The organism is Cupriavidus sp. CPT47-8839-RL05A (assembly GCF_058792255.1).
This window is the reverse complement of sequence record NZ_JBYTEG010000027.1, coordinates 1-13,067: the sequence shown is the minus strand read 5'-3', so window position 1 is coordinate 13,067 and position 13,067 is coordinate 1. Positions and strand designations below refer to the sequence as shown.

13 protein-coding genes are annotated in these 13,067 nt (G+C 64.4%); 6 read left to right on the top strand and 7 right to left on the bottom strand.

The features are described 5' to 3' along the window. Nucleotides 1-25: 25 nt before the first annotated feature. Both AC3WVS_RS27020 and AC3WVS_RS27015 read right to left on the bottom strand, forming a co-directional pair. Nucleotides 26-1,201, bottom strand: coding sequence for a M20 aminoacylase family protein (locus tag AC3WVS_RS27020; protein WP_492321065.1), 1,176 nt, complete (start codon nucleotides 1,199-1,201; stop codon nucleotides 26-28). Between the two features lie 7 nt (nucleotides 1,202-1,208). Further along, nucleotides 1,209-2,207: a tripartite tricarboxylate transporter substrate binding protein gene (locus AC3WVS_RS27015; protein ID WP_492321064.1), complete on the bottom strand. Its 999-nt coding sequence runs from the start codon at nucleotides 2,205-2,207 to the stop codon at nucleotides 1,209-1,211. Nucleotides 2,208-2,321: 114 nt separating this feature from the next. On the opposite strand from AC3WVS_RS27015, the gene AC3WVS_RS27010 reads away from it, so the two are divergent. Further along, entirely contained in the window at nucleotides 2,322-3,233 is a 912-nt protein-coding gene (locus tag AC3WVS_RS27010; protein WP_492321063.1) for a LysR family transcriptional regulator, read from the top strand. 98 nt (nucleotides 3,234-3,331) lie between these two features. Here the strand turns inward: AC3WVS_RS27010 and AC3WVS_RS27005 are convergent, their stop codons facing one another. After that, entirely contained in the window at nucleotides 3,332-4,249 is a 918-nt protein-coding gene (locus AC3WVS_RS27005; RefSeq protein ID WP_492321062.1) for a LysR family transcriptional regulator, read from the bottom strand. A 299-nt stretch (nucleotides 4,250-4,548) separates the two neighbouring features. Continuing rightward, the gene (locus tag AC3WVS_RS27000) at nucleotides 4,549-5,601 is read right to left on the bottom strand and encodes an RNA-guided endonuclease InsQ/TnpB family protein (protein ID WP_492321143.1); all 1,053 of its coding nucleotides are present in this window, start codon (nucleotides 5,599-5,601) and stop codon (nucleotides 4,549-4,551) included. Between the two features lie 95 nt (nucleotides 5,602-5,696). On the opposite strand from AC3WVS_RS27000, the gene AC3WVS_RS26995 reads away from it, so the two are divergent. From AC3WVS_RS26995 to AC3WVS_RS26980, 4 genes are read left to right on the top strand one after another with little or no spacing between them, the layout of a single operon-like run. Further along, nucleotides 5,697-6,899 (top strand): CaiB/BaiF CoA transferase family protein, encoded by a 1,203-nt coding sequence (locus AC3WVS_RS26995; protein ID WP_010811647.1) that lies wholly within the window; start codon nucleotides 5,697-5,699, stop codon nucleotides 6,897-6,899. A gap of 13 nt (nucleotides 6,900-6,912) precedes the next feature. Then, nucleotides 6,913-7,866: a hydroxymethylglutaryl-CoA lyase gene (locus AC3WVS_RS26990; protein ID WP_492321061.1), complete on the top strand. Its 954-nt coding sequence runs from the start codon at nucleotides 6,913-6,915 to the stop codon at nucleotides 7,864-7,866. 19 nt (nucleotides 7,867-7,885) lie between these two features. Then, a complete protein-coding gene (locus tag AC3WVS_RS26985; protein ID WP_492321060.1) occupies nucleotides 7,886-8,272 on the top strand; it encodes a VOC family protein in 387 nt (128 codons plus the stop codon). 38 nt (nucleotides 8,273-8,310) lie between these two features. Continuing rightward, nucleotides 8,311-9,279 carry a Bug family tripartite tricarboxylate transporter substrate binding protein gene (locus AC3WVS_RS26980; RefSeq protein ID WP_492321059.1) on the top strand — a complete coding sequence of 323 codons (969 nt, stop codon included), beginning with the start codon at nucleotides 8,311-8,313 and terminating at the stop codon, nucleotides 9,277-9,279. A 50-nt stretch (nucleotides 9,280-9,329) separates the two neighbouring features. Here the strand turns inward: AC3WVS_RS26980 and AC3WVS_RS26975 are convergent, their stop codons facing one another. Together AC3WVS_RS26975 and AC3WVS_RS26970 are read right to left on the bottom strand one after the other, a co-directional pair. Beyond that, entirely contained in the window at nucleotides 9,330-10,484 is a 1,155-nt protein-coding gene (locus AC3WVS_RS26975) for a glycerate kinase (RefSeq protein ID WP_492321058.1), read from the bottom strand. 31 nt (nucleotides 10,485-10,515) lie between these two features. After that, nucleotides 10,516-11,472, bottom strand: a complete 957-nt coding sequence (locus AC3WVS_RS26970; protein WP_492321057.1) for a D-2-hydroxyacid dehydrogenase — start codon at nucleotides 11,470-11,472, stop codon at nucleotides 10,516-10,518. 353 nt (nucleotides 11,473-11,825) lie between these two features. Here AC3WVS_RS26970 and AC3WVS_RS26965 point away from each other — a divergent pair, with 353 nt between their 5' ends. Continuing rightward, nucleotides 11,826-12,536, top strand: coding sequence for a DUF899 domain-containing protein (locus tag AC3WVS_RS26965; RefSeq protein ID WP_492321056.1), 711 nt, complete (start codon nucleotides 11,826-11,828; stop codon nucleotides 12,534-12,536). Nucleotides 12,537-12,556: 20 nt separating this feature from the next. On the opposite strand, the gene AC3WVS_RS26960 is transcribed toward AC3WVS_RS26965, so the two are convergent. Beyond that, nucleotides 12,557-12,931: a VOC family protein gene (locus AC3WVS_RS26960; protein ID WP_492321055.1), complete on the bottom strand. Its 375-nt coding sequence runs from the start codon at nucleotides 12,929-12,931 to the stop codon at nucleotides 12,557-12,559. Nucleotides 12,932-13,067 lie beyond the last annotated feature (136 nt).

Below are 13,067 nucleotides of genomic sequence, written 5' to 3'. Positions count from 1 at the left end.
GACTGTGCATCCCGCCGGCCGATCGTTAGTCCACGAGGAATCGTTCGCATAGCAGGGCCCAATACGCCGCACCGACAGCAATGTTCCCGTCATTGAAGTCGTAGCCGGGATTGTGGACCGAGCAGCCTCCGGCCATTCCGCCTTCGCCGTTTCCGATCCACAGGTAGCAGCCGGGCACGGCATCCAGCATGAAGGCAAAGTCCTCACTTGCGGCAATGGGCGACGCCTTGCAATTGACGTGGCTCGGGCCCAGCAACTCCAGAGCAACCTGGCTCGCGAACGCCGTTTCAGCCGGCGTATTCACCAGGACTGGGTATCCGCGCTGATAATCGACCTGCGCCGTGACGCCATAGCTCTGCGCCTGCGCCGATACCAGATCCCTGACACGCTGTTCGATCTGCTCTCGCACATCGCGGTCCAGTGCGCGGACACTCAGCCTGAGCACGGCATGCGAGGGAATGATATTGGAGACGGTACCGGCCTGGAATGCGCCCACGGTAATGACCGCCGCTTGCAGCGGATCGACATTGCGCGCCACGATGGTCTGCAAGGCCATCACGATGGAGGCGCCGGCCACGACAGGATCGGCCGCGTGGTGTGGGATCGCTGCATGGCCACCGACGCCTTCCAGCGTAATGGTCACGTTGTCGGCCGAAGCCTGCGCCGCGCCCTCACGCAAGAGCAGACGGCCCGATGCGGTGCCCGGTACGTTGTGCATGGCGAAGACGGCATCGCAAGGGTACTTCCTGAACAGTCCGTCCTCCATCATCTTCTTTGCACCGCCCAACCCCTCCTCTGCCGGCTGGAAGATAAGGTTCAGCGTTCCACTGAAACCGCCGCGCCGGGCGAGGTACTTTGCTGCGCAAAGCAGCATGGTGGTATGCCCATCATGCCCGCAGGCGTGCATGACGCCAGGATGGCAGCTGGCATAGGCCAGCCCTGTGGCCTCCTCCATCGGCAAGGCATCCATGTCGGCGCGGATGCCAAGGCTGCGGTTGCCCGAACCGCGCCGCAGCCGGCCGACGACCCCCGTTGTCCCCAGCCCGCGCTCGACCTCATAGCCCCATTCGGCGAGCAGGCTGGCAACGATGTCGCTGGTGCGATGTTCCTCGAAGCCGAGTTCCGGATGCCGGTGCAGGTCACGGCGAACTGCTACGAACTCTTCGGCGCTATCCCGCAGCGCGGCCAGGATGGGATGCATGGCGTCCTTATTGCGGCTGCAAGCCGATGGCACGGGCAATGCCGCGGTATTGTTCGATGCTCTGCTGATAGGCCTTCTGACTTTCCGCAAGCGACACCGGCCTGGACGCAGGCAGGTTCGCGGCATCGAGGCTGGCGCGCACCGAGGGGTCGGCCAGCGTATGCACAATCGCGTTGTGCACCGCCTGCACAACCGGCTCGGCTGTGTCCTTCTTCACGAAGATCCCGGCCCAGGTTGAATAGTTGAAGCCCCGCAGCGCCTTGCTTTCATTGACGCTGGGCACCGACTTCACTGCATCCACGCGTGTGGGCGACAGGACCGCCAGCATCCTGACCTGGCCGGTGCGCATGCGTTCGATATCAGGCTTGCCAAACGGCGAGATAAAGATATCGACGATTCCGCCAACGAGGTCCTGGATCACGGGCGCGCCGCCCTTGTAAGGCACGTGAGTCATCGGCGCTCCGATGGTTTGGGACATATGCGCCCCCAGGAGGTGATAGAGCGAGCCGATGCCGACGCTGGCATACGTCAGTGGTTTGCCGGCCTTGGCTGCCTGCGCGGCATAGGCGGCCAGTTCGTCGACATCCTTTACCGGCAGATCCCTGCGCACCAGGATGGCAAGATCGACCGCGCCGACCATATGCACCAGCCGGAAATCCTCGCTCCTGAATTTGATTGCGGCATTGGCCAGCGGCGTAGTGATGAGCTCGCCGGGCCCTGCCTGCAATAGCAAATGGCCGTCGGCCGGTGCGTGAAGGACCTTCTGCGCGGCAATTGCTCCACCAGCTCCCCCGAGGTTTTCGACGATGACCGGCTGCCCGAACTGCCGGGCGAGGGGCCGGTTCAGGTTCCGGGCAACAACGTCGGAGAGGCCCCCCGCCGGGAACGGCACCATCAGCGTTACCGGCCGGTCAGGAAAGCCGTGTGCCGGCGCCAGGCCGGCAAGAAGCAGTGCTGCAACCAGGCCGCCGAGCCAACGGCGGCCGACGTTCTTGAATCGGGTCATGGCTGTCTCCTCAATCCGTGTTCTTGTGGAATCGGATCGTAAAGCGCCATCAAGCATGCGTCCAATGCATTATCAGACTAAAATTTATTCAAAAATCTCATCACGAAGTGCGCAATGCATCTCAAACATCTCAAGCATCTGCTGATGGTGGCGGATATGGCGTCCTTCAGCCAGGCGGCGCAACGCCTGCACCTGACCCAGTCCGCGCTGAGCCGGAGCATCCAGACGTTGGAGGATGAACTGGGAGGCCGCCTGATCGACCGGCACGGCAAGCGCAATGTGCTGACCCCATTGGGGGAGCTGATTGCCAACCGGGCCCGGCGCATCGTGTTCGAGGAAGCGGAACTGCATCGCAGCGTCGAACTGTTCCACCACCACCACCTGGGTGCCATCCGCGTCGGCCTGGGCGCCGGGCCGGGCGCAGTGCTGGCGACGCCGTTTCTGCGATACATGGCCAGGCACCATCCCGGCATACAGGTCAGCGTGTCGCTTGGTACTTCCGATGCGCTGATGATCCAGCTGCGTCAGCGATCGCTTGATGCAGTCGTCGTGGAGGTGAGCAGCGTGGCGCCAGCAACGGACCTTCGCCACGAGTTGCTGAACGCGTTGCAGGGTCGCTTTATCTGCCGCACAGGACATCCGCTTGTGCAACAGGCCGCCGGCGGAGACGCTGTAACGTTTGACGATGTCATGCGTTATCCGCTGGCTTCCGCCCCGCTCAGCACGGAAGTCGCGCGCAACCTCGTGAAGCGCTTCGGACCGCGCGCCGATCCGGAGCATTGCCTGAGCCTCAGGTGCGAGAATGTCCGGAGCCTGGTCGAAGCTGTGCTGGATTCCGACGCGATACTGTTCAGCATCGTCGCGGCAGTGCGTGCGGAGATTGCCGCAGGAAAACTATGCGAACTGGACACTACCCCAGCGGTCGATGACGGCCCCCGCTATGCCTTCTTCACCCTGGCGGGGCGAACCGAGGCACCGAGCATGGAAATATTCCGAAAATTCATGGGCGAGCATTTGCGTGACTAGCCGCCGCCCGGCGCGGCGTCATCTCCTGGCAGGCCGTGCTGACGGTGAAATGCGTCCTGTGGACCGTCGGTGACCGGCATCACGGCACATCCATGCCATCAACGACTCGCGCTGGCAGACCCCGCTGCACGCAGATGCTGCAGCAGCGTCCTTGCCTCCGGCAGGAGACCAGCTTCATCCCTCACGCCCAGCCAGAGAATGCGTGAGGCCCAGGCGTCGGACAGGTAGACGGCATGCAGCCCGGCACCCAGCAGTTCGGGCCGGACCGCGCCATCCGGCAGGACGCCGATGCCCAGGCCGGCCTCGATCATCCGGCAGATCGCATCGAAGCTGCTGACCTGGATCCTCAGCCGCACGACCTTGTCCAGTGCCGATGCAGCGTCGGTCAGGCGCTGCAGCAGCGAGCTGCCCTGGTTGAGGCCGACAAAGTCGTACTCCAGGGTTTCGTCGAAACTCACTTCCGAGCGCCCGGCCAGCGGATGCCCGGCAGGCACCAGGACGACCAGGCGGTCACGCCGATAGACAGACTTCCTGATGTCATAAGCGGGCACGTTGTCGGCGAACACGCCGATATCGGTTTCACCGGACAGCAGCGCCACCACCACGTCTTGGCTCAGGCGCTCCTCCAGGCTGATCCTGATCATCGGCTGCGAAGCCAGGAAGCTTGCCAGGTCGTGCGGAAGGAACTGGATCACGGCTGACGTATTGGCCCAGACCTTGACGTGTCCGCGCACGCCGGTGGCGAAGTCGCTCATCTCGCCCGCCATCTGGTTGACCTTGTCGAGCACCATGCGCGCATGCTGGACCAGCTCATGGCCAGCCGGCGTCAGCTCAAGCCCGCGCCGAACCCGCAGGAACAGCGCGCATCCCACCGTGCGCTCAAGGTCTGCGATCCGTTTGCTCAGGGCCGACAGCGTCATGTGTGACTTGTTCGCCGCCTGCGTCAGCCCGCCGCATTGGGCCACCAGCTGGAAGACGCGCAGGGACTGGAGATCGAAATGGGCAGGATTGATCATCGGATTGCACTGGCGACGCGCGCCGACTGGATTGAAAGTCAGGAAAGGCTAGTAAGCCGCTCGCGCCTTGTCAAACGGCGCGCCGGGCTTCCCGAATCTCGATGCTAGCCTTGATCCGCCTGGGATAGCCGACAAGTGGCGGGTTGTGCCGGTGGTGGTGCCCCCGTACAGCAATATGGACCACCTTTTCCCGTCAGGAAAGGACGGTTGAGAATCCATCGATTACCAGGCAACGGCTTTTGACCCACTATCTCCAGCACACACACAGCAGGAGCCATCGAGTTGACGTCCTCCCCTGCCTAAAGGCAGGGGATTCCCACACTTGGCGATGCACGTCCGCATCGGAGAATGTTTAACGCAGCATTGGTATCACGGTCATGCACGACACCACATCTACTGCAAGTCCACTCTCTTATTCGCAGTCCTGCGATACCTTTCGGCCGCGTCGTGCTGTCCTTCGAACCGCACGCCGAACAGGACTGGGTAGAACCGCTTTCGTTCACTTCCTCAAACGTAGCTCCGTGCGCAATCGCTTTGTAGCGGAGCTTCTCCCGGAAGGACGACCAGGATGCGTCGTAGACGCTCTTCGCCATCTTAGTTTTGGCGAGTTTCAAAGCCGACACGTTGCCGACCGCGATGTAATCGAAGCGCCGGACGAGCTCGAGCGCAAGCTTGTGCTGGAAGTCGGCGCGGGCATTCGCCACCTTGGCATACAGCTTGGCAATATGCCGCTTGTGCTTTCGCGCACGCTGCGCCTTCGCCAGTCGTTCGGCGGCATGCCGGCCAAAGCGGTCATTGGGGAGCTTCTCGCCGGTCGAGAGCGTCGCGAAGTCCTTCAAACCAAGATCGATGCCGACGCCAGTTTGAATCGGGCGTGCCGGCATATCAGCAACCTCTATCACGATGTTGAGAAACCAGTTCCCGCGCGAATCCTGCGCAAAGTTGGTGCCGTCCCTGATCTTGCCTTCGGGCAACAGGCGACTATTGAACACGCGGAAGGTATGCCCGGCAAAGCGAAACGCCTCGCTCTCTCGCTTCAAATCGCGGCCCTTCATGGGCACCCATCCAAGGCTCTTCCTACCGCGGTATCGCAAGTAAGGACGGCGATGCTGGCTGCGCGATTTCGCGTACTGCTCGCATGTCGCGTTGACCGTGCCGGAATGAATGCCGAGTTCCTTGCTGCTGCCGGTGGTCAGCACGTTCAGATCGAACCCGCTCGGCCACTTCTTCCCCCATTTGAGCGCGTGCTTCTGCAAGTCATTGCAGAAGTTCCAGACGTAGTTCACCGCGCGGCTCTGCTGATTGAGCAGGCCGTTCAGCGACTTCACCCGGTAGCGATAGACGAGAAGCATGCCGGCCATTCTAATTTGGGATTGCTTGCTGCCGGCAGCACTCCTTTCACTCCCCGCCATGAATGGCGAGGTTTCTCGGAGCAAATCTGATGGAGATGGAAACAAGCAAGTCAAAGCCTCTTGCCGGCGTACGCGTCCTGGAACTGGGGCAGCTGATCGCGGGGCCGTTTGCCGCGCGCATGCTGGCGGCGTTCGGCGCGGAAGTGATCAAGGTCGAGCCGCCGGGCACGGGCGATCCGCTGCGCAAGTGGCGGCTGTTGCATGAAGGCACCTCGGTCTGGTGGGAGGCACAGTCCCGCGACAAGCAGTCGGTCACGCTGGACCTGCGCACGCCGCAAGGCCAGGAAGTCGTGCGCAAGCTGGCCGCGCAAAGCGACGTGCTGATCGAGAACTTCCGCCCGGGCACGCTGGAAGGCTGGGGCCTGGGCTGGGACAGCCTGCGCGCGGCCAACCCCGGGCTGGTGATGCTGCGCGTGTCCGGCTATGGCCAGACCGGTCCCTATCGCGACCGGCCGGGCTTCGGCGTCATTGGCGAAGCGATGGGCGGCTTGCGCCACCTGAGCGGCGAGCCGGGCCGCACCCCGGTGCGCGTGGGGGTATCGATCGGGGACTCCCTGTCCGCGCTGCACGGTGTGATCGGCATCCTGCTGGCGTTGCGGCACCGGGAGCAGAACGGCGGCCAGGGCCAGGTCGTGGATGTGGCCTTGTACGAGTCGGTGTTCAGCATGATGGAGAGCCTGCTGCCGGAATACTCGGTGTTCGGCGCCGTGCGGCAGGCGGCCGGCAGCAGTCTTCCCGGCATCGCGCCGACCAATGCGTACCGCTGCGCCGACGGCAAGTATGTGCTGATCGCTGGCAATGGCGATGGCATCTTCAGGCGGCTGATGGACATGATCGAGCGCCCCGACCTGCGCGACGACCCTGCCCTGGCCCACAACGACGGCCGGGTCAGCCAGGTCGCGATGCTCGACGCCGCCATTGGCGAATGGGCGGCACAGCGCAGCCTGGAAGCGGCACTCGACGCGCTCAATGGCGCCCGCATCCCCGCGGGCAAGATCTACGACGTCGCCGATATCGCCAGCGATCCGCACTACCGCGCGCGCGACATGATCCTGGACGCGCAATTGCCGGACGGCACCCCCGTCCAGTTGCCCGGCATCGTGCCGAAGCTGAGCGCCACCCCCGGCGCACTGCCCAACCCCGCCCCCGCGCTTGGCCAGCATACCGACGCGGTGCTGGAAGGCCTTGGCATCGGCACGGCGCAGCGCGAGGCATGGCGCGTGGCAGGGATTATCTGACAAGGAGACCGGCATGACTGCCAGGAAGGTTTACATACATGAAGTCGCCACGCGAGACGGCTTCCAGAACGAGGCCCGTTTTGTCGAGACCGATGACAAGGTTGCCCTGATCGACGCGCTGAGCGCGTGCGGCTACGCCAGGATCGAGGTGACTTCCTTCACCTCGCCCAAGGCGATCCCGGCGCTGCGCGACGCGGAAGCGGTGATGCATCGCATCGCGCGGCGCCCGGGTGTGGTCTACACGGTGCTGGTGCCGAATGTGCGCGGCGCCGAGCGCGCGCTTTCCTGCCAGGTCGACGAGGTCAACCTGGTGATGTCGGTCAGCGACAGCCACAACCGCACCAACCTGCGCATGTCGCGCGAGCAATCGTTTGCCCAGCTTGCCGACGTCATCCGCGTGGTGAGGGAGACGCCGACCGCGATCAACATCTCGCTGTCGACCGCGATGGGCTGCCCGATGGAAGGCGACGTGCCGCTGGAAGACGTGCTGGGCTGGATGCAGCGCTTCGCCGACCTGGGGGCTCACGGCGTGACGCTGTGCGACACCACTGGCATGGCGTTTCCGTCGCAGGTCGCCAGGCTGTGCGAGGCCGCGCGGCGGCAGTTCCCCAGCCTGGCGCTGACCCTGCATTTCCACAATACCCGGGGCCTGGCGCTGGCCAACACGCTCGCCGCGCTGGAGCAGGGCATCGACCGCTTCGACGCTTCGCTGGGCGGCCTCGGTGGCTGTCCGTATGCGCCGGGCGCGACCGGCAATGTCTGCACCGAAGAGCTCGTCCATATGCTTGAACTGGACGGCTATGACACCGGCGTCGACCTGGCAGCCATCCTGGATGCCGCCGCGCGCCTGCGGGGCCTGATCGGCCATGACGTCCCAAGCCAGCTGCTGAAGGCCGGCCGCCGCCTCGACCTGCATCCGATGCCGGCCGCCGACGCGATCCCCGAACAGCGGGCCTTCCAGCCCTGACATCTACCTGGAAACCATCATGTCCCTGATCGACCATCTTGACCATCTGGTGCTCACCTGTGTTGACCTCGAAGCCACGCGGCACTTCTACACCGAAGTCATGCAGATGCAGCCTGAAACCTTCGGCAACGGTCGCCTGGCCTTCCGCTTCGGCAACCAGAAGATCAATCTCCACCAGCGCGGCGCCGAGTTCGAGCCCAAGGCACACCTGCCCGTTCCCGGCGCACTCGATCTTTGCTTTATCGCTTCGGTCCCGCTCGACGACGTCATCGCCCATCTTCAGCAATGCCGGTGGCCGATTGTCGAAGGACCGGTGGCACGCACCGGCGCCACGCAGAAGATCCGCTCGGTCTACGTGCGCGATCCGGACCTGAACCTGATCGAGATATCAGAACTGGTCGACTGAAGATCGGCCAACCCGACAAAACGACGGAGGAGACACCCATGAAACGCATGACGATCGCCGCGGCCGCCCTGGCGGCCCTGGCTGCGGCCGCCCCGGCCCACAGCACCAACGCCTATCCCACCAAGCCGGTCACCCTGGTGGTGCCCAGCGCACCGGCCGGATCCACCGATATCGTTGCCCGCCTGGTCGGCGAACAACTGCAGGCCGCGCTTGGCCAGCCCGTGGTGGTGGACAACAAGCCCGGCGCCAGCGGCAATATCGGCACCGAAGCCGTGGCGCGGGCGGCGCCGGACGGCTATACGCTGCTGCTCCAGTATTCCGGCTACCACGTCGGCAATCCGGCGCTGTTCCCGCAGATCCGCTGGAAGCCGTCCAGCTTCGTCCCGGTGGCGCTGGTCATGCGCGCGCCGCACGTCATCGCCGTCAGCGGCAAGCTGCCCGCGACATCGATAGCCGAACTGGTCGCCTACGGCAAAAGCAATGGCAAGGGCCTGTTCTATGCCTCGTCCGGCAATGGCTCGATCCAGCATATCGCCGGCGAGATGCTGGCGCGGCAGACCAAGGTGCCGATGACGCACGTACCGTACAAGGGCGCCGGGCCCGTGGTCACCGACCTGATCAGCGGGCAGGTCGACATGTTCATCACGACCCCGCCGAGCGTGATCGGGCATGTGCAGGCAGGCAAGATCAAGGCGCTTGCCTATGCCGGACCGAAGCGCCATCCCTCCATGCCCAATGTGCCGACCACCGCGGAGGCTGGGCTGCCAGGGTATGAGGTGGAATCCTGGTTTGCACTGTTTGCACCGGCGAATACACCGCCGGCCATCGTCGAGCGCTTGTCCCAGGAGGTGAAGAAGATCGTGGCCAGCGACACCTACAGGAAGAAGATCGAGGAACAAGGTGCCTTCGCTGCCTACATGGGGCCGCAGGAACTGGGCAAGTTCGTCGATCAGGAACTGGCGTCCTGGTCGCGTGTGGTCAAGACATCGAATATTCGCGCGGACTAAGTATCTTCGATGCGTGGAAGGTCTCCCCGGGGTGGGGAGACCCTTTTTTTCTATACGCCCAGGCGATTTTCCTGCCGGCCGGCGGCGACATACAGGCGCGCAAGCTGGCATGCAGCATCCTCAAGCAATGCCGCCGCATGCTCCATCGCAAAGCCGATCGATACCGGCCCCTGCTGAATCGAGATGCATCCGTCGAAGGCTTCGGCCAGTCCGGCATCGGGCTCGACGGCGCCAGAGAGCAGCGTCACCGGCACACCAGCCTGGCGCGCCATGCGCGCGATCATGGCAGGACCTTTCCCCATCATGGTCTGCGCATCGGACCGTCCCTCGCCGGTAATGACCCAATCGAAGGCGCCGAGCCCTGCACCGAGGCCGGCGGCACCCAGCACAAAGGCCGCGCCGGGAACGATCTCGGCGCCGAGCAGGCGCAACGCAAAGCCGATGCCGCCGGCGGCGCCGCTGCCTTGCGCATCGGCAACATCCAGCCCGACGACGGCCGCGCATCGCTTTGCGAACCGTTCCAGCCGGGCATCCGCAGCGGCCAGGTCTTGCACGCCCTTCTGCGGGCCGAAGACAAAGGTCGCGCCGTTTGGCCCGCAGAGCGGATTGTTGACGTCGGACAGGCCCAGCAGCCGGACCCGGCCAAGCTGCGCAGGCTGCTGATACGTTGCGGCGCAGATCGCGTCCAGCGTATCCAGGGTTGGCCACAATGCGTTGCCCTGCGCATCGGTAAAGCGAAAGCCGGTTTCCGCCAGCAGGCCGGCACCTGCGTCATTGGTGGAAGATCCGCCCAGCCCGATCGCGATGGTATCGACACTGCGCTCAGCGAGCGCGCGGATGACATGGCCGATGCCCCTGGTCGTGCGTTGCCCCGGCGCCAGCAGGGCGTGCGGAAGGCCGACGATTTCAGCCACCTCGACGATCGCGAGCTCGCCAAACTCCTGCGTGCGGCCGCGGAAGTACCGCACCGGCTTTGGCACGCCATTGGCATCGGTGGCAACCACCGCTTCCCACACGCCCGCAAGCGTGGCCGCCAGGACTTCTGCGGTACCTTCGCCGCCATCGGCAATCGGTGCCACGGTGACATCCGCACCAGGCACCGCACGCCGGATGCCGGCGCGGATGCGATCCGCCACCTCGGTCGCACTGAGGCTGCCTTTGAACGAGTCAGGTGCAACCAGCACCTTGAGTCCTGCTGCTTTCATTGTCGGCACCATCCTTCGTCCGGCGGGCACGTCATGCGGCCACCACGTTCCTGGGCGCGCCTTGCGCGAAGGCACAGATATTGTCGATAAGCTGGTCGGCCAGGCCTTGCACGGCCTCGTCGCTGGCCCATGCAACGTGCGGGGTCAGGATGAAGTTCGGCGCATCCTTCAACTGATGGAACGGGTGTTCCGCGCCGGGCGGTTCCTGCGTCGCAACGTCGAAGCCTGCCCCCGCCACCTTTCCGGATTGCAGCGCTTCCACCAGCGCCGCTTCGTTGACCAGCCCGCCTCGGGCAGTGTTGATCAGCAACGGGCGCCGTTCCATCTTCAAGAACGCCGCGGTGTCGATCAGGTTGCGTGTCTGCGCCACCAGCGGGCAATGCAAGGTGATGATGTCGCTGCGGCGCAGTACCTCGTCGAAAGGCGTGTAGAGCGGGCCCATGCCCTCGCGTCCCTTGTGGGCCGCAAACAGCGGCTGCATGCCCAGCGCACTCGCCATCCTGGCCACCGACTGGCCGAGCACGCCGTCGCCGACGATGCCAAGCACCGACCCGTGCAAGTCCTTGATCGGGTAGTCGAAGAAGCAGAAGGATCCGGATTCCTGCCAGCGGCCGCGCCGGACCGCATCGTGGTAGGCGGCCAGGCTTCGCCGCAGCGCGAAGATCAGGGCAAAGGTATGTTCCGGCACCGTATGGACGGCATAGTTGCGGATATTGGAGACGACGATGCCGCGGGCGGCACAGGCTTGCAGGTCGACAACATCGGTGCCGGTCGCCGCAATGGCGATGAGCTTCAGGTTCGTTGCCTGCTCAAGCTGGCGGGCATCCAGCTTCACCTTGTTGGTGATGACCACGTCCGCGGCGGCGATGCGCGCGGCGACGTCCTCGTCAGCCGTTTCCCCGTAGAGTTCAAGCTCATGCGGGAACGGCAGCGCTCGCAGCGTGGTCTGCGGCGAGATGGTGGAACGGTCCAGGAATACGATCTTCATTGCATGACTTCCAGGTTTGCGGGCCGCCCGCGGCGTGCCGATGTGAGGCACGGCTCATCGCACTGGCGCGTAGGGACGGGCTGCGGTCGAGGGGCGGCAGGCATCTGCCGCATTGCTGCGCCACAGACATGATGAGGGGAAGGCGGGCCAGGCTGGAATCGCGGCTTTCTCCACCTTCCTTTCTCAAATGGAAAGGCAATGGCCACGCCACGGGCAGCATCGGGCCTGCATGGCGCGGAACATTTCGGCCCGGGCTGACACGAACTACGAGAGGGCCGCGGAAACGCCGACGCAGCGCGACGGCATCACATTCCCCGGCCATTCGCGGTATCTATCCTGGCAGGAGGACCGACATGAACACCACTGCAAGACTCATTCCCTCAACCGAGTTGGCGCAACAAAACCCCGTCCGGTTTCCCAATGAAAGCGCGGAGTACCGCAAGGCGCGCAATGCGCTGCTGGCGGAGGAAATCGAGCTGCGGCGCCACATCGAGCGCGTGGCCGAACAGCGCCGCGGCCTGCCCGCGGGCGGCGAGGTGACAAAGCGCTATACCTTCCAGGGAGAAGGCGGTCCGGTCACGCTGGCCGAACTGTTCGGCGACAAGGACACCCTGGTCATCTACAGCTATATGTTCGGACCGCAGCGGGAACAGCCTTGCCCCATGTGCACGTCAGTGATGGCGTCGTGGGATCACAAGGTTCCGGACATCGAGCAGCGCGTGGCGCTGGCGATGATCGCCCGCTCGCCCATCGAGCGCCTGGTCGCCGCCAAGAAGGCGCGGGGCTGGACCAAGCTGAAGGTCTATGCGGACGTCGACGGCGATTTCACCCGCGACTATGTCAGCCCCGAGGATGCCGACGTTCCGGGCTACTCGGTGTTTACGCGCCGGGACGGCAAGATCCGCCATTTCTGGAGCAGCGAGATGTATGCCCTCTCGGTCGACCCGGGTCAGGACCCGCGCGGTGCGCCGGACCTGGATCCGCTGTGGACCCTGCTGGACACCACGCCGGAAGGCCGGGGGGCGGATTGGTATCCGGAGCTGGAATACCCCGAGGGGAAATGATCGTCCCTCTGATGGCAGGGTCAGGCCTCGGGTTGGTGGCAAACCACTTCAATGTTGTGCCCGTCCGGACCAATGACGAACGCTGCGTAGTAGTTGGCGTGGTAGTGCGGCCGCAGACCAGGCGCCCCATTGTCTTTGGCACCCGCCTCCAGGGCCGCGCGATGGAAAGCTTCGACTTGCCGGCGATTCTCGGCAGTGAACGCCAGGTGCAGATGCGCCGGCTTTTCCTCGGTCTGGAACAGGCACAATGAAGCCTTGCCCTTTGGGCAAAGCTCGACACCGTACACCGGCGGCCCCTCCGAGGCAACCGCTACGCCGAGCGGTTCGAGTGCCTTGAGGAAGAACGCCTTGCTCGCTGCATAGTCGCTGACTCCGAATTTGACGTGGTCAAACATGGGTTCTCCTGAAGTGTGTGGGCCCTGCGCGCGGCCCGACCCCAGAGTTTGACGATGAACATCGAGTCGGGTGAGGGGTCGCCCCCTCAGCCCGCTCACACCACCGTACGTGCGGTTCCGCATACGGCGGTTCACG